At 67.0% G+C, this 24,924-nt stretch carries 22 protein-coding genes; 14 read left to right on the top strand and 8 right to left on the bottom strand.

The features are described 5' to 3' along the window. The first annotated feature begins 11 nt into the window (after nt 1-11). Entirely contained in the window at nt 12-2,537 is a 2,526-nt protein-coding gene (locus ACOQFL_RS03510) for a WXG100 family type VII secretion target (protein WP_435542645.1), read from the top strand. 107 nt (nt 2,538-2,644) lie between these two features. Continuing rightward, nucleotides 2,645-3,256 (top strand): hypothetical protein, encoded by a 612-nt coding sequence (locus ACOQFL_RS03505; RefSeq protein WP_435542644.1) that lies wholly within the window; start codon nt 2,645-2,647, stop codon nt 3,254-3,256. A gap of 465 nt (nt 3,257-3,721) precedes the next feature. Here the strand turns inward: ACOQFL_RS03505 and ACOQFL_RS03500 are convergent, their stop codons facing one another. Together ACOQFL_RS03500 and ACOQFL_RS03495 are read right to left on the bottom strand one after the other, a co-directional pair. Further along, nucleotides 3,722-5,164 carry an MFS transporter gene (locus ACOQFL_RS03500; protein WP_435542643.1) on the bottom strand — a complete coding sequence of 481 codons (1,443 nt, stop codon included), beginning with the start codon at nt 5,162-5,164 and terminating at the stop codon, nt 3,722-3,724. After that, nucleotides 5,161-6,024: an alpha/beta fold hydrolase gene (locus tag ACOQFL_RS03495; protein WP_435542642.1), complete on the bottom strand. Its 864-nt coding sequence runs from the start codon at nt 6,022-6,024 to the stop codon at nt 5,161-5,163. The genes ACOQFL_RS03500 and ACOQFL_RS03495 overlap by 4 nt, the downstream gene beginning before the upstream one ends. Nucleotides 6,025-6,115: 91 nt before the next feature. Between ACOQFL_RS03495 and ACOQFL_RS03490 the strand changes: the two genes are divergently transcribed. Then, a complete protein-coding gene (locus ACOQFL_RS03490; protein WP_435542919.1) occupies nt 6,116-7,045 on the top strand; it encodes a LysR family transcriptional regulator in 930 nt (309 codons plus the stop codon). A 273-nt stretch (nt 7,046-7,318) separates the two neighbouring features. Here ACOQFL_RS03490 and ACOQFL_RS03485 read toward each other — a convergent pair whose 3' ends face one another. The 3 genes from ACOQFL_RS03485 to ACOQFL_RS03475 all read right to left on the bottom strand — a co-directional run bounded on the left by ACOQFL_RS03485 (nt 7,319) and on the right by ACOQFL_RS03475 (nt 9,651). Next, a complete protein-coding gene (locus tag ACOQFL_RS03485; protein WP_435542641.1) occupies nt 7,319-7,675 on the bottom strand; it encodes a hypothetical protein in 357 nt (118 codons plus the stop codon). Between the two features lie 278 nt (nt 7,676-7,953). Then, nucleotides 7,954-8,778, bottom strand: a complete 825-nt coding sequence (locus ACOQFL_RS03480; RefSeq protein ID WP_435542640.1) for a hypothetical protein — start codon at nt 8,776-8,778, stop codon at nt 7,954-7,956. A 54-nt stretch (nt 8,779-8,832) separates the two neighbouring features. Then, complete coding sequence (locus ACOQFL_RS03475) at nt 8,833-9,651, bottom strand: poly(ethylene terephthalate) hydrolase family protein (protein ID WP_435542639.1); 819 nt, start codon at nt 9,649-9,651, stop codon at nt 8,833-8,835. A 123-nt stretch (nt 9,652-9,774) separates the two neighbouring features. Here ACOQFL_RS03475 and glmS point away from each other — a divergent pair, with 123 nt between their 5' ends. The 6 genes from glmS (at nt 9,775) to ACOQFL_RS03445 (ending at nt 16,695) form a co-directional block, all read left to right on the top strand. Further along, the gene (gene glmS, locus ACOQFL_RS03470; RefSeq protein WP_435542638.1) at nt 9,775-11,637 is read left to right on the top strand and encodes a glutamine--fructose-6-phosphate transaminase (isomerizing); all 1,863 of its coding nucleotides are present in this window, start codon (nt 9,775-9,777) and stop codon (nt 11,635-11,637) included. 82 nt (nt 11,638-11,719) lie between these two features. After that, nucleotides 11,720-13,258 (top strand): NAD(P)H-hydrate dehydratase, encoded by a 1,539-nt coding sequence (locus ACOQFL_RS03465; protein ID WP_435542637.1) that lies wholly within the window; start codon nt 11,720-11,722, stop codon nt 13,256-13,258. A 186-nt stretch (nt 13,259-13,444) separates the two neighbouring features. After that, a complete protein-coding gene (gene alr, locus ACOQFL_RS03460; RefSeq protein WP_435542636.1) occupies nt 13,445-14,590 on the top strand; it encodes an alanine racemase in 1,146 nt (381 codons plus the stop codon). Next, on the top strand, nt 14,587-15,699 hold the full coding sequence (locus tag ACOQFL_RS03455) for an alpha/beta fold hydrolase (RefSeq protein WP_435542635.1): 1,113 nt from the start codon (nt 14,587-14,589) through the stop codon (nt 15,697-15,699). The genes alr and ACOQFL_RS03455 overlap by 4 nt, the downstream gene beginning before the upstream one ends. Further along, on the top strand, nt 15,696-16,178 hold the full coding sequence (gene tsaE, locus ACOQFL_RS03450; protein WP_435542634.1) for a tRNA (adenosine(37)-N6)-threonylcarbamoyltransferase complex ATPase subunit type 1 TsaE: 483 nt from the start codon (nt 15,696-15,698) through the stop codon (nt 16,176-16,178). The genes ACOQFL_RS03455 and tsaE overlap by 4 nt, the downstream gene beginning before the upstream one ends. 130 nt (nt 16,179-16,308) lie before the next feature. Beyond that, a complete protein-coding gene (locus tag ACOQFL_RS03445) occupies nt 16,309-16,695 on the top strand; it encodes a DUF5313 family protein (protein ID WP_435542633.1) in 387 nt (128 codons plus the stop codon). A gap of 464 nt (nt 16,696-17,159) precedes the next feature. Here the strand turns inward: ACOQFL_RS03445 and ACOQFL_RS03440 are convergent, their stop codons facing one another. Continuing rightward, complete coding sequence (locus ACOQFL_RS03440) at nt 17,160-17,747, bottom strand: flavoprotein (protein WP_207227438.1); 588 nt, start codon at nt 17,745-17,747, stop codon at nt 17,160-17,162. A gap of 72 nt (nt 17,748-17,819) precedes the next feature. Then, nucleotides 17,820-19,022, bottom strand: coding sequence for a helix-turn-helix domain-containing protein (locus ACOQFL_RS03435; protein WP_435542632.1), 1,203 nt, complete (start codon nt 19,020-19,022; stop codon nt 17,820-17,822). Nucleotides 19,023-19,335: 313 nt separating this feature from the next. Between ACOQFL_RS03435 and ACOQFL_RS03430 the strand changes: the two genes are divergently transcribed. The 4 genes from ACOQFL_RS03430 to ACOQFL_RS03415 all read left to right on the top strand — a co-directional run bounded on the left by ACOQFL_RS03430 (nt 19,336) and on the right by ACOQFL_RS03415 (nt 23,250). After that, complete coding sequence (locus tag ACOQFL_RS03430; RefSeq protein WP_435542631.1) at nt 19,336-20,310, top strand: NAD-dependent epimerase/dehydratase family protein; 975 nt, start codon at nt 19,336-19,338, stop codon at nt 20,308-20,310. Beyond that, entirely contained in the window at nt 20,307-21,566 is a 1,260-nt protein-coding gene (locus tag ACOQFL_RS03425; RefSeq protein ID WP_435542630.1) for a glycosyltransferase, read from the top strand. Before ACOQFL_RS03430 ends, ACOQFL_RS03425 begins: the two co-directional genes overlap by 4 nt. Then, complete coding sequence (locus tag ACOQFL_RS03420; protein WP_130468333.1) at nt 21,566-22,600, top strand: hypothetical protein; 1,035 nt, start codon at nt 21,566-21,568, stop codon at nt 22,598-22,600. Before ACOQFL_RS03425 ends, ACOQFL_RS03420 begins: the two co-directional genes overlap by 1 nt. 101 nt (nt 22,601-22,701) lie before the next feature. After that, entirely contained in the window at nt 22,702-23,250 is a 549-nt protein-coding gene (locus tag ACOQFL_RS03415; RefSeq protein WP_435542918.1) for a hypothetical protein, read from the top strand. A 10-nt stretch (nt 23,251-23,260) separates the two neighbouring features. Here ACOQFL_RS03415 and ACOQFL_RS03410 read toward each other — a convergent pair whose 3' ends face one another. Continuing rightward, complete coding sequence (locus tag ACOQFL_RS03410) at nt 23,261-24,199, bottom strand: phosphotransferase family protein (RefSeq protein ID WP_435542629.1); 939 nt, start codon at nt 24,197-24,199, stop codon at nt 23,261-23,263. Between the two features lie 41 nt (nt 24,200-24,240). On the opposite strand from ACOQFL_RS03410, the gene ACOQFL_RS03405 reads away from it, so the two are divergent. Continuing rightward, entirely contained in the window at nt 24,241-24,684 is a 444-nt protein-coding gene (locus ACOQFL_RS03405; protein WP_435542628.1) for an NUDIX domain-containing protein, read from the top strand. The last annotated feature ends 240 nt before the right edge of the window (nt 24,685-24,924 follow it).

The following is a 24,924-nucleotide window of genomic DNA, read 5'->3' as shown; positions in this document are numbered from 1 at the left end:
GCAAGTCGAACTTGAGCAGGCCTCCGTCGCCGGACGACAGTTCTTCGAACGACGCCCGGACCGGCAACGGTTCCCCCTCCGACCCCGGAAACTCGGATTTCCACCTGGACAAGCTGAACGAGCTCGAAAAGGTCATGCGCGACGGCGTGTGGGGCAGGGTCTTTCGGAGATGGCGTGCCCACGAGGGTGCGGCCAAAAAGTATCCCGGCGACGAGTACGCGGTTTACGGCACCGGAGCCACCGAGACGCACGACTTGCCGAAGTTGCGCGGCATCAACTGGGGGATGCTGGAGTCCGCTTCGGACAAGCTCTCCGAACTCGCCAGTAACCGGGAAGCCTGGCTGAACCACCTCGACTCGCTGGAGAAGGGGATAGACCAGGCCTGGCAGGGCTCGGCGGCCGACGCCGCGCGGCAGCGGTACACGGGTGTCAAAGGCCCGCTGAACAAGTACTGCGACGACCTGAACGCCACCAGCAGAGCGCTGCGCGAGGCGGCGAAGGTCCCCAAGAACCGCATCGGCCCCGGCGGGCTGTCCGACTTCCAGGACAAGAGCAGCTTCTACAAGCACTACGGCGAGGACGACCAGTCCGAGGAGATGATCCAGGACCTCGACGGCATGGAGAAGAAGGTCCGCGAGGGCTTCGAAGCGAGCAAGGACGAGCTGGACAAGATGGGCGAGTTCGGCAAAGCGCTCATTCCGCGGCTCAGACAGAAAGTCGATCTCAGCCAGGAGGGAGCTCCCGGGGACAACAAGGCGGACAAGCAGGTCATGGTCGAGGTGACCTGGGACGACCTCCGACTCCCTGGTGCGCCGGGGTGTAGGGACGGCGGCGGCGGTACCGTCGCCAACAAACGCATCAAGTGGCTCGACGACTTCTGCGGCTGGTACGCCCACGATGTCAAGGCGCTGCGCAGGGAGACCCACGACGCCTACAAGCACACCGAGAAGGCGTTCTCCGCGCTGCGGGACCAGCTGAGCAAGCTGGACGACGGCACCTTCGACAAGCTCGGTGAGCAAGGATCGCAGCAGGGCAGCGGGCAGCAGGGTAGCGGGCAGCAGGGCCACGGGCGGCAGGACGAACAGCGGGCTCCCTCGAACGCCGGAGTCACCGGTCGGCCCCAGGGCGGCGGCGGTGGTGCCGGAGGTGTTCCCGGTGGAGGTGGGGCTCCCGTCACCGCCACAACAGGCGGGTCTGGTGCGCCGGGTGGACAGCAGGGCGGAATGCCCGAGCGGCCGGAAACCCCCTCGGCGGAGGAGATTCGTTCCCAGCTGTCCGAGCAGGGCAGTGGGGCCGCTTCGGCGGCTCCGAATGGAACCGGCGGTGCCGGGGGCGAACGGAACCTGGATCAGGTGACCATCGGGGAGGGTTCCGAACGGATCGCCGTTCGCGAGGCGGACTCGCAGGGCCTTACCCGGCTGACGCTGTTGGACGAGCAGGGCCGGCCTCGGAGTTACCAGATCCCGTTCGGTGAGTCGGCTGGTGCACCGGGTTCGGAGACCGCCGCACCGGGGGTGGCGGAATCCCCCCGTGGCTCCGGTCAGCAGGGTGCCCCGGCGACCGGGGGCGAGTCCACGCACGCTGCCGATGGTTCGCGCGAGCCGACTCTGGTCCGGCCGAACGAGGACGGTACCGCTGTCATCAGTGAGGGTGACCGCACCATAGGCGTGGCGCGCGATGCCGAAGGTGGGCTGCGCGTAACGGTCGACGACGGGAGTGGTCAGCCGAGAACCCAGACCATCGACTTCGGCCAGGAGCGAGCCGCGGCACCGGCCGATGCGGTGAGCGAGGCCGAGCATGCGGCGGAACAGGGCGCCGCCGGGCGGGAAACGTTCCAGCAGGCCACAACTCAGCAGCCGCCCCACGAACAGCCGACCACCCAGCAGCAGGCACCCCAACAGGACGGGGTGTCGGGTGAGGACGTCTCCCGGGAAGCGCTCCGGGGGGAGAACTCCGCCGAGACGGCCGGGACCCCGCGTTCGAGCGCGGCGAGCTTCTCCGGTGCTCCCGCCGAGGAGGGGCAGGGCTCCGACGGAGCTCGGCAGAGCGATCCGTACGAGGCAGCGGCACGGACCACTTCGCAGTGGGCGGGTGCCGGGATGTTCGGCGATTCCGAGCAGTTCTCGCCCCGTTCCACCTTCACCGCGTTCTCCGGCGACCTGTTCAGCTCTCCGGAGGACACCGGCGGAAGCATCTGGGGCAGCGATCGTTCCGGGAACCGGCTCGGTGACATAGCGGGTGAGGCGGGCCTGTCGACCATGGGCGGGAAATCGGACACGACGGATTCGCAGGGAGCCACCGGGCTGGCCTCCATGGGCGAGTCGAGCGGCACTTCCGGTCAGGGCGAACAGGGCGGTGCCCGGGGTGGAATGATGCCCATGGGCGGTATGGGCGGTGCGGGCCAGCAGGGTGGTGGCGACGAAGAGCGCAGCAACGACAGTCCCTGGCGCACCGAAGGTGACCTGTTCGACGACGGCCTCGACGCGGACACTTTCTGGCAGTATCAAGCCGTGCTGGGCGAACCGAACGAGAAATGACCGGCCCGACCGGTGAGTGGCTGAACGACCGGTGAGTGGCCGAACGAAAGATGATCGGTCGCCGATCGTCGGATTCCCCGGATGAGGGGAAGGCTTGGAAGAGGGGAATGTACGAGTCCGAGGTGTCGGTCGCCGAGATCGAGGCTGTGGTGGAGCAGTCCCGGCGCAGCAAGGACGAGTTGGACAGCGAGTACGAGCGGGAGACCGCGGCCGTGCAGGCCGAGGTGGACGAGCGGGAACGCGTCTTTCGGGAGCAGGAGGAGCAGGCCCGACGCGAGGAGGAACAGCGGCTGGAGGCCGAGCGAGCGGTGTTGCGGGAACGCGCTCGCAGGGAGCAGATCAGCATCGGCGAGCGGGAGGACGAGGATCCCTTCGCCCATCAGGTGAGTTCCAGTGGTTTCCCCGGGGGGCAGGCCGGTGGTCCGGCCGCGGGCCCGGGAGGGGGCGGAGCGCAACCGCCGGCCGCGCAACCACCGGCCACGCAGCCGCAGCCCGCGCGACCGGACGTGGGGTGGAACGTCGCGGCCGGGCGGTTCGGCAGGTCCGCGCCCGAGGAGCCCGCATCAGAGGAGCCCGCGATCGAGCAGCGGTCAGGTCGGGCACCGGACCGGCCGCCGGAGCAGCGTCCCGAGCCCGCGCCGCGGCCTCGTCGGCGGTCGGCCGCCGACGAGTGGGACGACGAGGAGGAGGACTTCTCGCAGCGCAGCTGGTTGCGCTAGTAGTCTCCTGTGGGAACGCCTCAGGTGGAATCCCACGATTGGAGGCCCCGCGGCTGCGACAAGTGCCGCGCTCGGCCCGTGAGAAGGTTCCGCTCACGGGCCGACGCCGCCCGCCGTGTCAGTGACCGGAGGTATCCGACGCACAGATCGAGCAGACGGGCCCGCGTGGCCACGTCACGATCCCGCCCGGTTCGTGCTGCAACCGCCCACCACATCTGACGGTCTCACGGTGCGGATCGGCCGAGCTGTTGGGCATGATGGCCAGCCCCAAACGGGTTTTCCCATGGTGTGCGAACGCTGCACGGGCGGATCCAGCAGAGGTAATCCCGTTCGGCACGTGCTGGCTACCCACCAGTCTGCGCTCCGGCCAGGAGACGCACAGCGTTACGAGAACGTGCAGGGACTGCGCGAACACGGTTCAGCACCAGGGACTGGTGCTGATGAGGAAGGAAACGAGGAACGCGCTTACCATGCTGGATCATCTAGTTTCTTCGCTGACCTGCTCGTTGTCCCTTCGGGTCTACTTGATCCGCTCCCGGACTGCTCCGGCCCGGAACTGGTCGGTCGCAATCGGAGGGCGATCGTCGCCGCGAGCGCGAAGACCGCGGCCTCATAGGACATGGCGTGGCCGAACGCCGCGCTGGCACTGTCCGCCGGCGCGAAATAGGCCATCCCGGCCGCCGTCACCCCGATCGTGCCGCCGAGCTGCTGAGCCGTTGGCAGCAGCCCGGACACCGAACTCGCCGCTGCGCTCCGCACACTCGCCAGTACCAGTGCGAACACCGAGGCTGTGAACAGGCCGAACGCCGTGCCACCGGCCGCCAGCACCGGCAGCACCGGCAGGGTTGCCAAGCGCCCGGACCCGGTGTCGATGAGCAGTGCGAGCGTCAGGGCCATGCCCGTCAGGACCAGCGCTGCGACTGTCAGTGCCGCCGGACCCAGGTGACGGGAGAGGGACGGGGCTGCCCGGCTGCCCGGAATGGCTGCGGCGGCGAACGGCGCCGCCACCAGTGCGGCGGACAGCGCCGAATACCCGAGGGCGGACTGCAGGTGCAGGAACAGCAGATACGTGAACGACGGCACCCCGGCGTTGAAGACGAACACCAGCAGCACGCCCCGCCGCGCGGTCCCGTCCCGCAGAACCGACGGGTGAATCAGGGGGTTCTGCCGATTCCGGAGGGTACGGACGAAGCAGCTGAGAACCACCGCGGCCACGGCGAAGGATGCCCACGTCCACCAGGGCCAGCCTGCCTCCCTGCCCAACGCGCACGGCAGAATCAGCGCACCGAAGCCAGCGGTGGCCAGCGTCGCCCCGACCCAGTCCACGCGCTGCTCGCCCGTACCGCGCGTACGAGGTAGCAGGGTCGCCCCCGTCAGAGAGACGAGCGTTACCGGCAGCGTGACGAGGAAGACCGCGCGCCAGCCGAGGCCGAAGAGGTCGGCGCCGATCAGCAGCCCACCGACGAGCGGACCGGCCAGCGAGGCCACGCCCATCGTGGCGCCGTACAGGGCGAGGGCTCGTGGCCGACGTTCCGGGGAAACGCCGGTGTGGATGAGTGAGAGCACCTGCGGGGCGACCAGGCCACTGCCCGCGCCCTGAATCAGGCGGGCCGCGATCAGCCATCCGGCGCCGGGCGCGGCGGCGCAAGTCATCGATCCGACCGTGAACACCACTGTGCCCAGTACGAACAGTCGCCGGTAGCCGTATCTGTCGCCCAATCGTGCGGCGGTGACGAGCAGACACGCGTATGCCAGGGTGTATCCGACCAGCACGAGCTGCACCGCACCGGGGCCCGTGCCCAGGCCGGACCGAATGGCCGGAGCGGCGATCTGCGCGATCGTGACGTTGAGCAGCTGCACGAAGGTCGTACTCAGCACCACCGGCAGCAGGAATCGCCGGTCGTTCATCGGACCAGGGCCTCGGCGAGTTCCCGCGGCCGGGCGGCGAACGGGCTGTGGCTGCCCGGCAGGGTGCGGATGGTGAACGGCTCGTCCGGCATGGCCCTGTCGGCCTCCGCGATCATCAGGTCCTGTGTGGCCGTCGGTTGCGCCCGATCTTCCGCGCAGCGCAGGAAGGTACGCGGGATACGGCCCCACTGCGCCGCGGTCAGCGTGATCGGGGTCGCCGGGATGGCCAGCGGCAGGTCGGGGATCAGCGCGGAGCGCCAGCGGTCGAAGCGGTCGGTGGGCGTGTCGTGGTAATGGGTCTGCCGCAGCTCCTCGACGTAGGAGGGGTTCGGTGAGAGCGGGTCGATCCGTACGGCGCCCAGTGCCTCGGGGTCACCGAGGTTGAGGTCCTGCCCCCGTGCGGTGGCGTTCTCGGGGGCGCCGAGGTAGTCGAAAAACCGAGGGCGGCCTGCGGGGACGAACGCGGAGACGTAGATGATGCGGTCGACCAGCTCGGACGCGCGTTCCGCGGCCAGCGATGCGGGACCGCCGCCCGCGCTGTGAGCGACGAGCACAACACGGCGGTAGCGGCGGACTTTGCGCAGCGTGTCCAGGACGGCCTCGGCGCAGTCGTCCATCGTCACGTCGGCGAGCGGCGACCTCTCGGTCAGCAGACCGGGTCGATCGGGCAGCAGGTGCCCGCTGGGCAGGGCAGCGTCGAAGCCGTGTCCAGGCAGGTCAACGGCCACGCTCGCGGCACCGAGACCGGCGAGTATCCGCTGCGTTGCCGCCCACTGCCACGAGCCGTGCCAGGCGCCGTGCACGAGAACGAAGACGGTGCTGTTCAGATCGGTGCACGTGGTGTTCGAGGATGGCGTCATGAATCCCATCCCAGTGGGTGGCGACAGCATCATCAAGCGGAAGATATGGAATGCTGACTGATGATACTTTTGATATATGGACTGAATGATCATGGAAACGCGGCATCTCCGGTATGCGCTTGCCCTTGCCGAGCACGGACACTTCGGTCGGGCGGCCCGCGCGCTGGGCATCGCACAGCCCCCGCTGTCCAAACAGATCGCCGACCTGGAGCGGGAAGTCGGGGTCCGGCTGTTCGACCGCACGCGCCAGGGCGTGCTCCCGACCGGCGCGGGTGAGGCGTTCCTCGTCCGAGCGCGGCAGGCACTGGAGGAGATGACGGCTGCCGGTGTCGACGCTGACCGGGCGGCGCGCGGCGAGACGGGTCGACTGCGCCTGGGGTTCATCGCCTCCGCACTGCTCGAGCCGCTGCCGGATGTCCTGGGCCGGTTCGGCCGCGAGCGGCCCGACGTACGGCTGGAGCTACACGAGATGGCATCCGGCCGCAGCACCGCCGCTCTCATCGCCGGAGAACTGGACGTGGCCATCACCCTCGGACCACCGCGGGGCGCCGGGGCCGAACATCTGGTGTCCGTCCCGGTCGGGCACGCCCATCTGACCGCCGTCGTCGGCAGCGCGCACCCCTACGCCGGCCAGGAGTCGGTGAGCGTGGACCAGCTGCGGCGGCAGCCGCTGATCGTGTCCGCCGGGGAGGACGAGCCCGCGATCGCCACCGGGCTGCGCACCCTGCTGGGCGAGGACGCCGCCGCGCTGGACGGTGCGACCGTGGCCAGGGACGTGCACACGATCATCGGCCTGGCCGCCTGCGGGGTCGGCGTAGGCCTCGGACCCTCCCGCATGCTGTCGGCCCCGCGCCCGGGGGTCCGGTTCTGCGAAGTGACCCCACGCACGGCGCTGCCCGACCTCGTCCTGTCCTTCGCCGACCGGGGCCGCTCCCCAGTGCTGGGCGCCTTCCTCGACATCGTTCGCGGTAACTGCCCCGAAGTCGGCGCCGCGCTCGACCGGCGGTCGGGCCGCGCATAACTATCGGATTCGGTTCCACCACAGGGATGGGACAGTCGGGGCTACCGCTTCAGTTCAGGCCCGACTCCAGGCGGATGTACGGCACTGGCGAGTACACCATTGCCGACCGCCGAGGTCTTCACCGTCTCCCGCACCACCTCCCGCACCACCTCCCGCACCACGGTCTACCGCACCCTGCAACGGGACCAGAGCTCCACCAAGGCCCGATGAGCACTGCTTTCCCGTTACTTTGCGGCTCGGGGCAGCTTCAGGGGTTTGCGACTGGTACAGGGCCTAGTAGTACTGCTGCTGCGGCTGCTGGACCGGTTTCCGCCGCAACGAGTGCAGCACGGAGGGCAGGAAAACCAGCATCGTCACCAGGATCGAGAGGTAGAACATGATTCCGTCCGTGGTTTCCATGTCGTAACCGATGTCCAACGGTGTCCGCCACTCGAAGGAGCTGATCCCGAGATCGAATACTCGCAAGCAGACTGCGATAGCGGATACTGCCATACCGCCCACGGCGATTCCCTTCACGAGGTGCGTGCGCGTCAGCAGCATTATTCCCAGTACGAGCAGTACGACTCCGTCGAGGATCCATATGACTGTGACCGTTTCGACTATCTCCCACGTTATTATCAGGCTTACCAACTGTGTGACAGAAATAGCCAGGACGATACCGGCGATGACAATTGTCGCTGTTCCCAGGATTGTGGGAGCCGGAGATCTCCCGCTTTGCCGGGGAGTGGATGGAGGGGATCCCGGTTGTTGCGCCTGTCCGGGGTGAGCTCCCGGATAGGGCGGTTGTTGCGGTGGCATCGCTCCTGGCTGCGGCTGCTGTGTGCCGTGGAACGGCTGTGGTGCGTTCATGATGCTGTCCCCTGTGTTTCCCCGGTGGTCGAAACCGCCGCACGATCTTCGGTATTGCTTCAGTATCCCGGCTGTTGGCCGTACACCGGTTGCCGTGGTGGCTGTTGCCGCTTCGGTTTCGTGCGCAGCGTACGGGATATCCCCGGGAGTAGCGCGAGAACGGCGGGAATCAGGTAGAAAACGTTTCCGGAAAACTGGATCCAGCTGTAGAAGTACTCGTAAAAGGAATCCAAGTAATCAGGCGTCCAGATGAAATCGAAAACAACGCTCATGACGTACAGCGTCACCGTCAGTGCTATTACCGCTGTGGCGAAGAAACGCGCCTTGGGTCGCCTGGCGAACAGTAGTATGCCGACTGTGACCAGCGCCGCCGCGTCGAGCAGGGACAGGAAGTTCCACGATTCCGCGGCGATGGTCATCGGCACGGTGGAGTAGGTGCCGTACTCCATCCAGAACTGAACCATGTCGATGGGGTAGTCGATCAGCGTCCGCAGCCCCGCGATGATCGCCCAGACGGCGATGATGATCGCCAGCGGCCTGCCGGTGTCGTCGACCGGGCCCGCTGCCTGTCGCTGGACGGCTGGCTGCTGGACTGGTGGCTGCGGGTGGGCGGCGCCGTACTGCCATCCGTATCCCGCGTTGGGCGCCGGGTAGCCGTAGGCCCCGGCTTGGCCCGCTCCGGCGGGCTGCTGTCCCCAGTTCTGTTGTCCCCCTGGCTGCGCCCCTGTCTGTGCGCCGGGCTGCGGGTAGCCCCAATACTGCGGCACCTGCTGCCCCTGTTGCGGCATCGGTGGCGGTTGCTGCGCCGGGGGCTGTTGCGGGTAGGGGGCGCCGCCCGGTTGGGGCTGCTGCGGTACGCCGTGCGGCGGCTGTGGCGTGCTCATCATCCGTCATTCTGGTGGATCACGCCGCTGCCGTGTTCCGTCCGGAGTTTTCCGTCACGCGGCGGCCAGCGCCCCCTTGCTGTGCTCGCCGTCGATCTCGGTTCCGGAGACGTCGTTGGTCAGCAGTTCCTGTCCCCGCTTGTCGCCGGTCAGGGTGCGGAGGAAGAAGGCAGTGAGCAGGGCGCGTGAGAGTCGTTGCGAACCGTAGTGCGACTTGCCCTGCAGCAGCAGCTCGCTCCAGTGCCTGCCCTCGGTGAACGCGAGGTGGCCCGCCTTGCGCACGGTTCGCAGCTGTGCCGGACCGCCCCAGGCGCGGGTGATCGGTTCCGCGTTGGAGCGTGCGGTGGCCAGCAGGTCATGTTCCCCGGTCAGTTGCAACCCCGGCATGCTCACTCGCCCGGCGGCCGCGATCGCCGAGGGCATGGTCTCGGAGGTGCCCAGCCCCGCCACCGCCCGGATCCGGCTGTCCTCGGCGGCGGCCAGTACGGCACAGCCACCGCCCATGCCGTGCCCCGCCACCCCCATCCGATTTTCATCGACGCTGATGTCGCCCTCACCGAGTCGCACGTTGACGCAGATGTCCAGCGCGGTTCGCAGGTCGGCCGCGAACATCCGGTGCGAGGCGAACGGCCCGGTATGGGTGTTCGGCGCGGCCACCACGAATCCCCACGAGGCCAGGTGGCGCAGCAGCCCGGTGTAACGCCGTGCGGGCTGCAGCCAGCCGTGCCCGAACGCGATGGCCGCCAATCCTCGCCCGCCGCGCGGTGCGCAGACGATGCCGGGCAGGCCGACGAGCGCGAGGTCACCGTGCAGCACGTCGTGGGGTCCCCGTCGCGTGAGCTCCTGGAGCGCCTTCTTGGCGTTGTGGGCCATGACTCGTCACGGTAGCGGATACTTCCCCTCACCCGTGGCAGTGACCGGCCGGACGATCGGGCGACACCCGGGTGGAGGACAGGTATCAGGTTCAGACCATCTCCGCTGGCTATGCTGGGTCGAGTGTGCGGCATTGTGGGTTATCTAGGACATCGCCCGGCCCTCGACGTGGTGCTTCAGGGCCTGGGGCGATTGGAGTACCGGGGCTACGACTCGGCGGGCATCGCCCTGCTGGACGGCGGCGGGTCGCTGGCCGTGCAGCGTTCGGCCGGTGCGCTGTCGAACCTCGAACAGCGGGTCGCCGAGGACGGGCGCGAACACTTCGTCGGTACGGCGGGTATGGGACACACCCGGTGGGCCACCCACGGCGCTCCCACCGACCGCAACGCCCATCCCCACCGTGACTCCACCGGCAAGGTGGCGGTGGTCCACAACGGGATCATCGAGAACTTCTCGGAGCTCCGCGCCGAGCTCGAGACCGACGGCATCGAACTGAGCAGCGACACCGACAGCGAGGTGGTCGCACACCTGGTGGGCAGGGCGTACGCCGCCGGTCCGGCCGCCGGTGATCTCACCGCGGCGCTCGGGGAGGTGGCCGCCCGGCTGTCCGGCGCGTTCACGCTGGTGGTCACGCACGCCGACCAGCACGACACGATCGTCGCCGCCCGGCGCTCCTCGCCGCTGGTCGTCGGCGTCGGCGAGGGCGAGACCTTCCTCGCCTCGGACGTGGCGGCCTTCATCGAGCACACCAGGAACGCCGTGGAGCTGGGGCAGGACCAGCTGGTCACCATCACCCGCGCTGGCTACCGGGTCACCGATTTCGCCGGTACCGAGGTCGAGACCAGGCCGTTCAGCGTCGACTGGGACCTGTCCGCCGCCGAGAAGGGCGGGCACGACTACTTCATGCTCAAGGAGATCGAGGAGCAGCCCGAGGCGCTGAGCAACACGCTGCGCGGCCACTTCGCCGACGGCGGTGTGGTGCTGGACGAACAGCGCATCAGCGAGCAGGACCTCCGGGACATCAACAAGGTCTTCGTGGTCGCCTGCGGCACCGCGTACCACTCCGGGCTGCTGGCCAAGTACGCCATCGAGCACTGGTGCCGCATCCCGGTGGAGGTGGAACTCGCCAGCGAGTTCCGCTACCGCGACCCGGTGCTGGGCAGGGACACGCTGGTGGTGGCGATCTCGCAGTCCGGCGAGACCGCCGACACGCTGGAGGCGGTGCGGCACGCCCGCACCCAGCACGCCAGGGTGCTGGCGATCAGCAACACCAACGGTTCGCAGATCCCGCGCGAGTCCGACGCGGTGCTCTACACCCACGCCGGACCCGAGATCGGTGTGGCCGCCACCAAGACCTTCCTCGCCCAGATCGCGGCGAACTACCTGGTTGGACTCGCCCTGGCGCAGGCGCGCGGCACCAAGTACGCCGACGAGCTGGAGCACGAGTTCTCCGAGCTGGCCGCTATGCCCGAGGCGGTGCGTTCCGTGCTCGACACCGTCCCCCAGGTTCGGGAGCTGGCCACCCGGATGTGCGATGCCAAGGCGGTGCTGTTCCTGGGCAGGCACGTGGGATACCCGGTGGCGCTGGAGGGTGCGCTCAAGCTCAAGGAGCTCGCCTACATGCACGCGGAGGGCTTCGCCGCGGGCGAGCTCAAGCACGGCCCGATCGCGCTGATCGAGGACGGTCTGCCGGTCGTGGTGCAGATGCCCTCGCTCAAGGGGCACTCCCAGCTGCACGCCAAACTGCTGTCCAACATCCGCGAGATCCAGGCTCGGGGCGCGCGCACCGTCGTCATCGCCGAGGAGGGTGACGAGGCGGTTCGACCGTTCGCCGACGAGCTGATCGAGGTCCCCGCCGTGCCGACCCTGCTGCAGCCGCTGGTCTCCACCGTTCCGCTGCAGGTGCTCGCGGCCGAGATCGCCCGCCACCGTGGCTACGACGTGGACAAGCCGCGTAATCTCGCCAAATCGGTCACCGTGGAGTGATCCGGACCGTTCGCCACGCCGAGCGGACACCCGGCGTGGCGGAATGGAAACGTCGACAGTCGAACCGCCAGGAGGCTCCGACTTGCACGGTGTGTGGACGCCCGAACAGGTGCGTGCGGCGGAACAGCGGTTGTTCCGAACGGTGCCGGAACCCGCGGTCATGCGGCGCGCCGCCAACGGGGTGGCGCTCTGGGTGCGCCGGTTGCTCACCGAGCGGGCGGGCCGCGTGGCGGGCCGACGGGTCGCACTGCTCGTCGGCGCGGGCAACAACGGCGGTGACGCGCTCTGGGCGGGTGCCCTGCTGCGCGACAGGGGTGTCGGGGTCACGGCGGTACTGCTCGCCCCCGACAAGACCCACCCCGAAGGGTTGCGTGCGCTGCGTGCCGCTGGTGGCCGTGTCGTCGAGGCGGCGGATGCCGCCGACGAGTCCGGGGTGGCCGATGCGGCCGCCGACGCGTTGCGACGCGCCGATGTGGTGGTCGACGGGATAGTCGGGCTCGCCGCGCACGGCCCGCTGCGTCCGCTCGCCGCGGCCGCCGTGGCCCGGGTGACTGCCCCGATGGTCGCGGTCGACCTTCCCAGCGGGGTGGATCCGATGACCGGTGCCGTGGACGGCCCGGCCGTTCGAGCCACCCTGACCGTGACGTTCGGCGGACGCAAACCGTGCCACGTGCTCGGTGCGGGACTGGTGCGTTCCGGTGAAATGGTGGTGGTCGACATCGGGCTCGACCCGTACCTGGACGAGCCGGACTGCTCGGTTCCGGAAGCCGGTGATGTCGGGCGGGCCTGGCCGGTTCCGCATCCGGCGGACGACAAGTACAGCCAGGGGGTGCTCGGGGTCGCGGCGGGGTCGGCGAACTTTCCGGGCGCGGCGATGCTCGCGGCAGGCGGGGCGGTGCACACCGCCTCGGGGATGGTGCGTTACGCGGGTCCCGCCGCCGATGTGGTGCGGCAGCGTTGGCCCGAGGTGGTCGCGGTCGGTTCGGTCGGCGACGCCGGGCGGGTGCAGGCGTGGTCGGTGGGGCCGGGGATCGGCACCGGGGCCGCCGGTCGTGAGGTACTCGCGGCGGTGCTCGACGACGGTAAGCCGGTGATGGCTGACGCGGACGCGATCACACTGTTCGCCAATGACGAGACGTTGTGGGATGCCCGGGATCCGGACGTCCCGCTGGTACTCACCCCGCACGAGGGCGAGTTCTCCCGGCTGGCCGGGCAGCGCCCAACGGATCGGGTCGCGGCGGTGCGCGAGGTCGCCCGGCGCTGTTCGGCCGTGGTGCTGTTGAAGGGAAACACCACGGTGATCGCCGACCCGGACGGGCGTGTCCTGGTGCATCCCTGCGAACACGCCTGGCCCGCCACGGCCGGTTCCGGTGACGTGCTCACCGGCATGATCGGGAAGCTGCTCGCCACCGGGATGGACCCGCTGTGGGCGTGCGGCAGCGCCGCGCACGTGCACGCACGGGCCGCCGAGATCGCCGCCACGGGCGGTGCGGCCGCGGCGGCTTCCCGCGAGCCCGGCGACGCCGAACCGGTGGGGGCACCGATCGGCGCTTCCGCCCTGCTGGACGCGGTTCCCGGCGCCGTCCGCGAGGTCCGCTCCGTGGCCGCCACGCCCCCCTGAACCGAACCCCGACCACTCCCGCGGGCCGAACCCCGACCTACCTACCCGATGTCGGGCCTCCCCACAGCGAGAGTCGTGCGAGAGGTTCCGCCACGTAACCACTTCCGCCGACCGGGCGGGGCTAACCTTGACCGTCCCTCGGGCGACGCGGTGGTTCAGGGGAGTTCCTGTGCGATTATGAGCGGGATGAACGAACCTCCCGCGTGCCGTGCCGATCTGCGCATCGATCTCGCGGCCATCCGGCACAACGTGGCCGTGCTCGCCGGACACGCGAGCGAGTCCGGCGCGCGGACCATGGTCGTGGTCAAGTCCGACGGCTACGGCCACGGTGCTTCGGCCGTGGCCGAGGCCGCGCTGCGCTCCGGGGCCGACTGGCTGGGCGTCGCCTCGATCCCGGAAGCGCTCGGGCTGCGGGAGCGGGGCATCTCCGCCCCGCTGCTGTGCTGGCTGTACCAGCGCGGTGACGACGTGACCGGCGCGGTGCGCGCCGGGGTGGACCTCTCGGTCTCCTCCGAGGCGCGGCTGCACGACGTGGTGACCGCCGCCGAGTCCACCGGACACACCGCCCGGATCCACCTCAAGATCGACACCGGCCTGCACCGCAACGGCGCGACCGCCGAGTCGTGGGAACGGCTGGTGGCGCTGGCCGCGAAGGCCGAGGCCGACGGCGCGGTGGAGGTGTTCGCCGTGTGGTCGCACCTGGCCTGTGCCGACGAGCCGGGCCATCCCTCGATCGACAGGCAGGCCGAGCGGTTCCGGCTCGCCCACGAGCAAGCCCTGGCGGCCGGGCTGCGCCCGCTGCGTCACCTTGCCAACTCGGCCGCGTTGTTGACCCGCCCCGATCTGCGGTTCGACATGGTTCGCCCGGGTATCGCGGTGTACGGGCTCGACCCGGTCCCGCGGGAGGGCGACCACGGACTGCGCCCCGCGATGACCTTCCGCTCCTCGGTGGCGCTGACCAAGCGGATCGAGGCGGGGGAGAGCGTCTCCTACGGACACAACTGGACTGCCCCCACCGCCACCAATCTGGCGCTGGTCCCGGTCGGCTACGCCGACGGGGTGCCGCGTTCGCTGTCCGACCGGTTCTCGGTGCTGCTCGGCGGCAGGCGCCGCCCCGTGGTGGGGCGGGTGTGCATGGACCAGATCGTTGTCCGCTGCGATGACGACGAAGTGGCGGAGGGGGACGAGGTGGTGCTGTTCGGGCCGGGTGATCACGGTGAGCCCACCGCCGCCGAGTGGGCCGATGAACTGGGCACCATCCACTACGAGATCGTGACCGGTATGTATCGTCCGCGCGTGACCCGAACCGTGGTGGCGGAGGACACGCGATGAGGCCGTGGCAGGCGATCGCCTGGTCGGCGGGGATGGTGGGTGCCGTCGTCACCGGCACCGCGGTGAGTCTCGCCTCGCACAGCTCGCGGATCGCGACGCAGCGCAGGAACGGGGCCGAAACCGACCCTTACCAGGGCGAGGCGTTGGGCAGGCTCGAACCCCACCGCAGGTCCACCGTCGCCGCCGACGACGGGGTGCCGCTGGCGGTACAGGAGGTTCGCCCTGCCGACGGCGGTGCGGCCGAGCTGACCGTGGTGCTCGTGCACGGCTACTCGCTGGACTCGCGGTGCTGGCACTTTCAGCGCAGGGATCTGCCGCCGCTGGGCGACCCGAACGTGCGGCTGGTGCTCTACGACCAGCGCAGCCACGGGCGTTCCGGCCACTCCAGGCGCGCCAACTGCACCATCGAGCAGTTGGGCAGGGATCTGGACGCGGTGCTGCGGGCGACCGCGCGGCGCGGGCCGGTGGTGCTGGCCGGGCACTCCATGGGCGGTATGGCCATCATGGCGCTGGCCGAACAGCGGCCCGAACTCTTCCGCGACCGGATCGCGGGGGTGGCGCTGCTGTCGACCTCGGCCGGGCAGGTGGGCGCGCGGGGGCTGCCGAAGCCGTGGTTGTCGAAGAACAACCCGCTGACCAGGACGATGGGGCTGCTGGCCCAGTGGCAGCCCAAGCTGGTGGAAAGTGCCCGCCGGAGCGGGTCGCACGTGGCCTGGAGCGCGGTTCGTGGTCTGGCCTTCGGCGATCGCGACGTCGAGACCGCGCTGGTCGACCTCACCGACGACATGATCGCCTCCACCACCGTGGAGACCGTGACCGACTTCCTGGAAACCCTCGGTTCGCACGACCGCACGGCGGCGCTGGCCGGATTACGGCACTCCGAGGTGCTGGTCATGGGTGGTGACACCGACCGGCTCATCCCGTTCTCACACTCGGAGACGATCGCGGCGCGCGTGCCCGGCGCCGAGCTCGTGCGGGTCGAGGGTGCCGGTCACATGGCGATTCTGGAACGGGCCGAACTGGTGACGGAGCGGTTGAGCGAGCTGGTTCGGCGAGTGGCACGGAACATGCGGGCCGAGGGGAACGCGGAGAAGGTGAGCGGCAGTTGAGTTCCGACGTGGTGAGCTGGACCTACGAGCTGGCGACCGTGGACGACACGTACCGGTTCGGTGCCGCGCTCGGTGCCGTGCTCGGTGCCGGGGACCTGGTGCTGTTGGACGGTCCGCTCGGCGCGGGCAAGACCGCGCTCACACGCGGCATCGCTCAGGGGATGGGGGTGAGTGGCCGGGTCACCTCGCCCACCTTCGTGCTGGCTCGGGAGCACTACGCCTCGGACTGGCGTCGTCCGGCGCTGGTGCACGTGGACGCCTACCGACTCACCTCGCTGGCCGAGCTCGACGATCTGGACCTGGACACCGAGCTGACCGAGGCCGCCGTGGTGGTGGAGTGGGGTGGTGGTTTCGCCGAGCGGCTCGCCGAGGATAACCTGCTGGTGCGCATCGAGCGCCGCGCCGACGAGACCCGCGAGATCACGCTGTACCCGCAGGGGCAGCGTTGGCAGGAGCGCCTGCCGCCCGACTTCGAGTGAGGGCGTTGCCGGGACCTGTGTGCCCGCCCGTCGGTTCCTCGGTCGATTCGAGGGGGTCGCGGCGGGCCGGGATGCTGTCGGTGCGGGTGATGGTTCGTCCGGACGGCTGTGCGGGGAGTGAGGGATCACGATGAGCGGTGGGAACCGTCCGAACCCGGTGCTGTGGCTCTGGTACGTCTACGGTGGACGCCTACCCGAGCGCTACCGGGAGTGGGTGCTGCACGACGTCACCTGCCGGACCTGGGCGCTGCGGCACATCGCCCGGGTGTTCGTGCAGGTCTCGCCCGGGCTGCTCGTGCTGCTGCTGCCCGGGCCGCTGTGGATCACCGCGATGTGCGTGGTCGGCGGGCTGTTGATGTCACTGCTTTACTCCACGTCGTCCATGGTGGAGAGCTGCGAGACCCGGCTCGTCAAGCACGGCTACCCGCTCGGGACCGGACGGGAGAAGCGTGCCGAGCGTCAGGCCGAGAACGATTCCGAGGCGTGGCAGCGCTACGTCGAGCGGTACCGCTCCTGAGCGCGTCGGGCGGTTCCGCCGCACGCATCGGGCCGGTGCGTTCCGTCGGTTGCCCGCCCCGGATGCTGTAGCTACCGATCCGCGTGGCGGTTCACTTCCACGTGCGTGGAGAGCACGACGCGCAGGTCAACACCCAGGACGACATCGATGGGTCCACCTCCACGCCCGTGGAGAGCACCCTCTGCGACCTGCGATGTTATAACCGCCGTTGCACGTTTTCGCGCCACCGCGACATCGCACCTCGGATGTGGTCTGAGTACTTCTCGATCGGTTTCGATCAGGAGTCATCGTAGCGTCGGCAACCGAACGTCTCGATCCCGGCACACCACGACCAGCCCTCGTGGCCGTAGACGCGAAAAGTCCTGATCGGCGTACATCATCGACTCCGGGTGGGAAGGTGCGATCAAGTGTGGCGGTAATCCATCCAGTCCTCGTGCTGCGTTCGTTGTTGTAGAAGCAGCACGTCACTCGGCCACTTTGCGGTCGATTGTGGCGAGGATGGTTTCCCAAGGATAGGGAGGCTGTGGTTCGGTTCCGGTGGGGTGGATTGGCCAGATGTCCTCGCCGTAGAGGAGTTCGACATCGCCGTCGCGGAGTGTGGCGAGGTGACCGGGCCAGGCGGGATGGTTGGTGTGGGCAGCGGTGATTTTGGGGAAGACGACCACTGCGGTGCCGGGATCGCCGATGGCTTCACAGACCGGGGTCAGGGCTTGATTGTCACCGAGCCCCAGAGCCAGCTTGGCCACGCTGGTGGCGGTGGCTGGGACGACGGCGTAGCAGTTGACTGGCGGGTGTGGTTTGGGTTCGGTGGGCAGCCGGGCTGACCAACGCACGGGTAAGCCGGTCAGGTGTTCCAGCTGGTCGGCTTCGCCGGAGGCCGACAGCCACCGCCCCGCACTGGGAGTCAGAGTCACCGCGACCCGGTAACCGCGTTCCAGCAGCGGTGTGACCAGGTGCTCGCGAAGATGGTTGACGCCGCCTGCGGCACAGCCCACCACGCCGATCACCGGTGCCGACTGACGGATGTCGTGATTCTGGGTTGCTGGGTGCACGAGTCGTGACGGTAGCTGTTCGATTCCTACCGACCGCACCCTGTCGGACAACCTTACCTGCGAAACAGACTGCTACAGCGTGAGACCGAGCCAGTGAGCGAAGTGAGCGGTACTGTCGGTTTTGCGGCGCTCAGCGGTTGCGATCGCACGCGCTGTCTCATGAACCTGCGGGTGGTAGCGGGTTTGCTGCGGTGCTGCTCGCCGTGCCTTGTTCAGCGCCGTCAGAGCCTGGGCAGGTTCGCCGGCCAGGACCCAGGCACGGGCGACGTCCTGCCAATGGTGACCGACGCGAGTGGCGGGTATGTTACTGGAAAACCGCAGAGCCGAACCGGTACGGGCGGCTTGATCAGGGTCTCCGGTTTCCAGAGATACGGCGGTGTCGTGGATGGCGACGTTCTCGGGGCCGAAATTGGTGTCGTAGGCACCGGATTGATGTCCGATCCGCAGCCCGATTTCTTGGGCTTCTGCGATGTGGTCTCGCGCTCGGTCGGCATTGGCGTCGCGGGCCTGGATGATGGCTCCACGCAGATGTGCGGCTCCGTATAGAGCCAGGGTCGTTTCTGACTCGTTGGTTCCGGACAGCAGGTTCAGTGAGTGATCGACCAACTGAGCTGCTGTGTCGTAAGCAGCGTGGGACAGCAGCAGCAGAGCACGCTGTTGGGAGGCGTGTGCTGGCAGCAACGGATCATCGGATTGCTCGGCGGCGGATTCGGCACGATCGAGTGCCTGAGTCGCCAACGTGAACCATCCGAACCGGTACACGAGTTGGCCGACATTGGCATAACACCGCGCCAGGAGGCTCTGCGAGCGGGCTCGCTCGGTGTCGGTACTTGCCTGTTGACTCGCCCCGTGGAGTTGACGAAGCAGCACCGGGCTGATCGCGATGGCTTGGTGGGCACGGTCGCTGTGGCGCATCGTGCGGGCCCGTTCGAGTTCCGCAGCCAGTTCTGTGAGAGGTGCTGGTTCGACAGGTAGGACGTGGCGTCCTTCGGCGAAAAGGGTTCGCAACTCCCCGAGGCCGGGCAGGCCACCTTCTTCGTCGATTAGGTCTCGGTAGGGCCTGCCGTAGAGTTCCTCGGTTTCCATTCCAAGAGCACGGGCCATACAAGACACGAATGCCGGGGAGGCCGGTTCGCGCCCCTGCTCGACCGCGCGAACCATGCTGGTGCTGTAGTTAGCTCTCCCGGCGAGCGCGTGCTGGTTCAGCCCTACCACTTTGCGAGCCGCCGCGATGCGCTCACCGATCGTTGGATCAGAGTCGTTAGTGGACAGCACGAGACCTCCTCGGTGCGGGACGGAGCCAAGATAGCGCCATCGTGTCGATCGGTGGTACACGAACTGTCAATTTACTGTCACTCCACGCGTTCTTGGGTGTTTTAGCGTGATTCTCGTTCGGAGGAAGGCTCCATAGATCGCCTTTCGTTTCGGCGAAAGGACGATCGTGGAGTCCCGCGCGATGCAGTCTTCCCAGGGCTGTGTCGCAGCGTGCCCGGTCGGAGAAAGCGCCAGTACCCCGAACTGACAGCCGACTCGTCGTGGCCGGGCACTCCGGTATCCAAGCACGTTCAGCCCGTTTCGGAGGTCATCAGTGCTTAATAAGTCCGAACCGAACCGTACCGTGTTGGTCACGGGGGCAGCAGGTTTTCTCGGTGCGCCGGTAGTACGGCGCCTGCGTCGCGCCGGGCACCGGGTACTGGCTCTCGACGACGGCAGCGTCGACACGTTGAACAGACTTCGCGCGCTGTCACCGGATCCGGATCTTTACGTACGGCAACTCGACATTCGCGAACGCGTATCGCTGATGCGCGTGATGGCCGAGTTCCGTCCGTGGGCGGTGATCCATCTGGCAGCCCGTCACTTCATCCCTGTCTGCGAAGCCTTTCCTGCTGAGTGCCTGGAGGTGAACGTGCTGGGCACGCAGCACTTGCTCGATGCGTGTGTCGAATACCCACCCCGTCGTTTCCTGTTTGCCTCCACCGCTGATGTCTACGAGCCGAGCTGTAGGAAACACACCGAAGACGACCCATTGAAGCCTCGTGGTGTTTACGGAAATTCCAAGCTGCTCGGAGAGTCCCTCCTGCGCGATCAGGCTGGCCGCATCACCGGATGCGAGATCGTTGTCGCACGACTGTTCAATCTCTACGGCCCTCACGATCCGCACCCTCATCTCATTCCAGAGATCATTAGACAAGCCCGTGAAGGCAACATGCTGCATCTCGGGGAGCTCGATGCGAAGCGGGACTTCGTACACATCGAGGACGCAGCTGAGGCAATGCAGGCTCTACTGGAAAACTCGGTTACCACCGTGGTCAACATTGGTACCGGTCACACCACGTCAGTGCTGGACCTCGTCGACACCCTCGCCGAGTTGACAGGACGTCGATTCGAAGTTCGCACCGATCAGACCCGGAAACGTCGCACTCCTCGCCAGACCTGCCTGGCGGCACCGGACAAACTCCGCGAGCTTTTGCCCTGGTGGCCCCGTATCCCCGTGCTAGAAGGACTCCGACGAACAGTAGCGACGCACGATGACGGACTCGGTCTCGTGCGAGGGGCATCATGAACAGACTCAATCTGATTTTCCTGCTGGACAGCCCCAATATCTGGCGTGGCCGTGCCCTGGCTGGCACGCCCGCCCGAGTGCTGGCGTTGGCAGAGTCCGCTGCCCATGGTGGTGCCGAGGTGACACTGCTGCTGTGCGATCGCGGCGCGGACTACGGGCGAGCAGCGGACTGGACGATAACAACAGCGCTGGTACATCCCGCGGACTTCTACAAGCCTGCTCTTCTGGCAGACGTTGTGTCCACGAACCCCGACTTTCTCGTGATTTGTGAGGCCGAAGCGATTCTGACGTTCGGTGATGAGCTCGCCCAACTCCTCAGAGCTCAACTGGTCTACGACGTCCATGATGACGATGCCGAGGTCGCCGCCTCGCTGGGAGAGCCTGCGGAGATCGTCAGGCGACACGCATCCGCCCAACAAGGTGCCTTGCAAGCCAGTGACCGCGTTCTGGTTTCGACCCACAACGAGGCGAAGTTGGTCCACCGGCACGGAATCGCTTCCGGGAAAACCGCATTGGTCCCCAATGGTGCCCACGCGGAGCACCATATCCGGTGGGGTCCGACTTCTGAGCCCACGACACTGACCTTCGTCGGTAATCTGCACTACGCCCCGAACGGGCGGGCAGTCACCTTCATCAGGGACCATCTCACCCCTGCGCTGCGCGAGTTCGGCACACCGATACGCACACGCATCATCGGGAACGGGCCGAGCGAGTTGGATCACGGCGCGAGCGACATCGTCCACCTCGGCCGAGTACCCTCAGTCAACACCGCGCTACGGGGAACCACATTGGCGCTGGCACCGTTGAGCGCTGGCTCGGGCGCCAAGATGAAGGTTCTCGACTACCTGGCAGCCGGACTTCCGGTACTCGGCACGAGTGAGGCCGTCACCGGGCTACCCCCCGATCGACCGGGTGTGATTGTCAATGACGACCTGCCGACATGGCCCCAACGGATACACGAACTTGTCAGCCAGCCGAGCTCGTTGCGTCTTGTCGGCGAACAGGGGCGCCGATGTGCCGAGAACGAACTGTCTTGGCAGCGCATCGGGGCCAAACTGGTCGAGAAAATGCGAACCTGGCACGACTACGACACTCGCGAAAGCGACATTCCCCTTCGAAACAACTCACCGCATTTGCCCAGGTGGATGTCCGAACACGCCGCTCACAACGCCCTCCCTGAACCGAGTTGGACCGCTCCTGGCGAGCCTTACTGGTTGTTGCGGATGAGCCGCTTTCCGAGAAAGACGAACAACTGATGAGTTCTACCGTATTCGATCTCGGTACGTGCACGTGTGTGGTGGATGCTCCCGGCGACGTTCTGAAGATCATGAACCTGTACCTGACCCCGTACCGTGTTGCACCAGTCCGGCCCTTCGAGTTCCGTATCCGTGCTCGTCGGGACAGAACCCACATGGCATTCGTTCAACGAAACCATCGTGGAACCGCGCCCCATCAGGAACAGGCCAGCCATCCGGAACAGCGTTACTGCCTCTGGACGGAACCGGGTCATAAGCTGCTGATTCCACGGGGCGACGAGTCACACGTCATCGAGATCAACAATCGTCACATTGACATCACCGCCGAGACTCACGAAGTGGCTGCCACTATCGCCATTCGCGTCGTTCGCCAACTCATGATGCGCGGCGGCGAAGCACGCGGTGGACATGTAGCTCATGCTGGCGCGGTACAGCTCCACGGAGAGACGATCCTCATCGGTGGCCATGCCGGGGCGGGCAAAACCACCGTTTTGACCCATCTCGTCGAGCACCACGATGCTCGTCCACTGGCCAACGATCGGACCGTTCTCGTTCCCCAAGGGGTCGGTGAGTGGGCAGTTACCGGCATACCCTTGGCCTGGCGTATCACTCCCCAGGGAATGCGTGATTCCCTAGCGCTTTCCGCTGTGAATCTCAGTCGGCTCTCCCGAGGGGCGGCACAGGTGAACGGCAAGATCGAGCTCACTCCCTCGGAAATCGACAACGTCATGGGGTGCTCGACGGTTTCGAGCGCTCCGCTCGCACGGATCGTGTTGCTTCGTCGTTCTCATGAGTGCGTGAGCGTCCCGGATTCGACGACGCTGGCTAGCCAGCTCGATCTCGGAAAAGACGATCCCTTCGCCCACGACTGGTTGGAGCTTCGACCGCAGCTCGGACATGGTGTGTACGGCGCATCGCACCGGTGTATCTGGCACCACCTCCGCGCAGAGGTCCCAACGCGCTCGCTCTCGTGGAAGGATCCCGCAGAACTCCGTGAACTCGCTACGGCGATCGCGGAAGGAGTACCCGCATGAGGGGTTGCGTGCTCGCCGGAATCTGGGGAGCGGGCAAAACATCGATATTCCAGCGTGTGCTGAACCGCCTCGACCATGATGGATGCCACACGCTCGTGACCATGCCTCAGGCCGCGACGATCACCACCCACACGTACCGAGTCGGAAACAGACACGATCAGACCGCGGAATTGCTGCGATGGCTCGATGTGCTCACCTGTTTTCTGGAGGATCTGGACCAGCGCTTCCAGGCGAGCACGTTGCCCACGCACCGGTTCGCATTTCAGTGGACACCCATCTGCCTGCTCGAAGGAGTGGGCTTCGATCTCCCCCTCTACGAACTGCCTGTCGACCGTGATCAGCTCTGGAGCCACGAACAGCGACTGGCCGACCTCGGAGTGCGACTCGTGGTGCTGCGGGTGCCGACCACCGCGATTCTCAACCAGTGCCTGGTCTCCACCCGAGCTTATCGAGGTACCAAGTGGGGCGACTATCTCCAGCGGTTCGGCACCGACGACCGGGAACGTGCTCTATGCCTCGATCGCCTGCAGCGACGACTTCTGGAGTGGGCGTACTCCTCGCCATTGCCGTGTCACATCATCGACAGTGACGACAAAGACTGGGACACCCATGCCAGACGGGTGTGTGAGCTGATCAGCACTCCGCCATAGCCCACGCACCTTACGTCCCTACCTCACGAACCCAATTCTTCAATCGTTGTAGGTAGTCCGCACGCATACCGGCTGCTCGCGCTCTGGTCCAGTACTCAACGCCGGTGAGCAATTCTAGTCCAGTGGCTACCGAAAGCCGCTGTTCCCAGCGGGGAGGTCGGCCTGCCACGGACCCGTACCCTGCCAGAAACGGCTCCGCCAGGTGCGGCAGCTCATCGAAGATCCACATGCGGGGTTTTACGAAATCCATCGCGGGGTCCACCCACCGCACGTGCTCGAGATCGAGCAATGCCCGAAACCTACCCAGCTCATCGAGAAGCAGGTTCGGAAGGTAGACATCGAGGTGCGCCACACACGGCCACACGGCGGGGGAGACGTCCTCGGAAAGCCGCCTTACCAGATCCAGTCCAGCTCGTATCAGTTCATCGACACCGCCAGTGTGTTGATAGGCCCGTTCCAGGATCTCGGTCTGTGCGGATACGTAGTCACCCCAGTTCGACACACCGGTCGTTGTCCCCGGGACACCGAACGCGTTGGCAGGAATCTGGTGCAGTTGTGCGACCGCTCGTCCTGCGTCCTCGATCGCTTCGAGTGCACGATCGTTCGTCAGGTTCGGCAGTGCTTCTTCCGCGTCCCAACCGGGCAGATAGTCCACAACCACGACAAGTCGTCCTCCCAGCTTCCGGCTGGTGTCGAACGCCCGCAACCGAGGGACCGCAGCACCACAGGCGTGGAGACGCTGCTGTTCGGTGAGCTGCTGCATGGTTTCCGCATCAACCGGATACCGTGCGACCTTGCCTATAAACCGGGCGTTCCCGGACGAGAGTACCCAGGACAGATGGCGGTGACCTTTGTGGAAGGCAGCCACAGGTTGGACCGGAGCGTCCTCCGGTAGAAGCTGCTCCACCGCCGCCGCGACTTCTTCTGCGGAAACGTCCTCGACCGACATGCCAGCGACACTACGGTCCTCCACTGACACGAAGGATTACCATGGACATTCCCGCCACCGAACTCATCGCCCGAGCTGTCATCCGTCGGGACGAGCACCTCCTGCTGGCGCGTCAGATCGGGAAGGCGTGGTCGTTTCTGCCCGGTGGCCATGTGGAACCCGGCGAGCACATCGAGGCCGCGCTGCGCCGCGAGATCACCGAGGAGCTCGGGACGACAGCCGAGATCACCGGATTCGTCGGTGCCGTCGAGCACGGCTACACCGAGAACGAGATCGCACACCACGAACTCAACCTGCTGTTCGGCGTGACCCTCGATGTTCCGGAACCGACAAGCCAGGAGGAACATCTCGAATTCCACTGGGTGCCGTTGGGCCAGCTAGCCGAGACGAATGTTCGTCCGGCCAGCCTCAAAGACGCCCTGGTGACCGCTGAGGAGTCAGTTCCCTTCTGGCGCGGCCTCCCCACTCCTTCTCGGGCTCGGTGAGTTGCGAACAGCACTGCGGCACGCATCGACTGGATCTTGCCCATGGCGGTTCTACCGAGACGGTGACTGCGGCGAACCAGTCGCGCTGTAGCCGGTCGTGGACATGGTGGAAGAGCAGAAGGAAAGGTACGACGTGACACAGTGACCGCGACAGTCAGTGCCGTTACCTAGCTTTGGGCAAACTGTATCAGTCGTTGCCAGTAGCAACTCAACCTCACGAGTTAGAACAGTTAGGCTCGG

The sequence above is a fragment of the Actinopolyspora sabaoui genome (assembly GCF_051225635.1).
GTDB lineage: Bacteria > Actinomycetota > Actinomycetes > Mycobacteriales > Pseudonocardiaceae > Actinopolyspora.
This window is presented reverse-complemented; position numbering and strand designations above follow the sequence as displayed.

Coding starts and splice junctions, on each gene's coding strand:
- ACOQFL_RS03480 (WP_435542640.1), bottom strand. CDS start 8,778: ATGAGCACGCCACAGCCGCCGCACGGCGTACCGCAGCAGCCCCAACCG.
- ACOQFL_RS03405 (WP_435542628.1), top strand. CDS start 24,241: ATGGACATTCCCGCCACCGAACTCATCGCCCGAGCTGTCATCCGTCGG.
- ACOQFL_RS03500 (WP_435542643.1), bottom strand. CDS start 5,164: ATGAACGACCGGCGATTCCTGCTGCCGGTGGTGCTGAGTACGACCTTC.
- ACOQFL_RS03455 (WP_435542635.1), top strand. CDS start 14,587: ATGAGGCCGTGGCAGGCGATCGCCTGGTCGGCGGGGATGGTGGGTGCC.
- ACOQFL_RS03410 (WP_435542629.1), bottom strand. CDS start 24,199: ATGTCGGTCGAGGACGTTTCCGCAGAAGAAGTCGCGGCGGCGGTGGAG.
- ACOQFL_RS03445 (WP_435542633.1), top strand. CDS start 16,309: ATGAGCGGTGGGAACCGTCCGAACCCGGTGCTGTGGCTCTGGTACGTC.
- ACOQFL_RS03415 (WP_435542918.1), top strand. CDS start 22,702: ATGCCTCAGGCCGCGACGATCACCACCCACACGTACCGAGTCGGAAAC.
- ACOQFL_RS03420 (WP_130468333.1), top strand. CDS start 21,566: ATGAGTTCTACCGTATTCGATCTCGGTACGTGCACGTGTGTGGTGGAT.
- ACOQFL_RS03475 (WP_435542639.1), bottom strand. CDS start 9,651: ATGGCCCACAACGCCAAGAAGGCGCTCCAGGAGCTCACGCGACGGGGA.
- ACOQFL_RS03490 (WP_435542919.1), top strand. CDS start 6,116: ATGGAAACGCGGCATCTCCGGTATGCGCTTGCCCTTGCCGAGCACGGA.
- ACOQFL_RS03505 (WP_435542644.1), top strand. CDS start 2,645: ATGTACGAGTCCGAGGTGTCGGTCGCCGAGATCGAGGCTGTGGTGGAG.
- alr (WP_435542636.1), top strand. CDS start 13,445: ATGAACGAACCTCCCGCGTGCCGTGCCGATCTGCGCATCGATCTCGCG.
- ACOQFL_RS03425 (WP_435542630.1), top strand. CDS start 20,307: ATGAACAGACTCAATCTGATTTTCCTGCTGGACAGCCCCAATATCTGG.
- ACOQFL_RS03495 (WP_435542642.1), bottom strand. CDS start 6,024: ATGACGCCATCCTCGAACACCACGTGCACCGATCTGAACAGCACCGTC.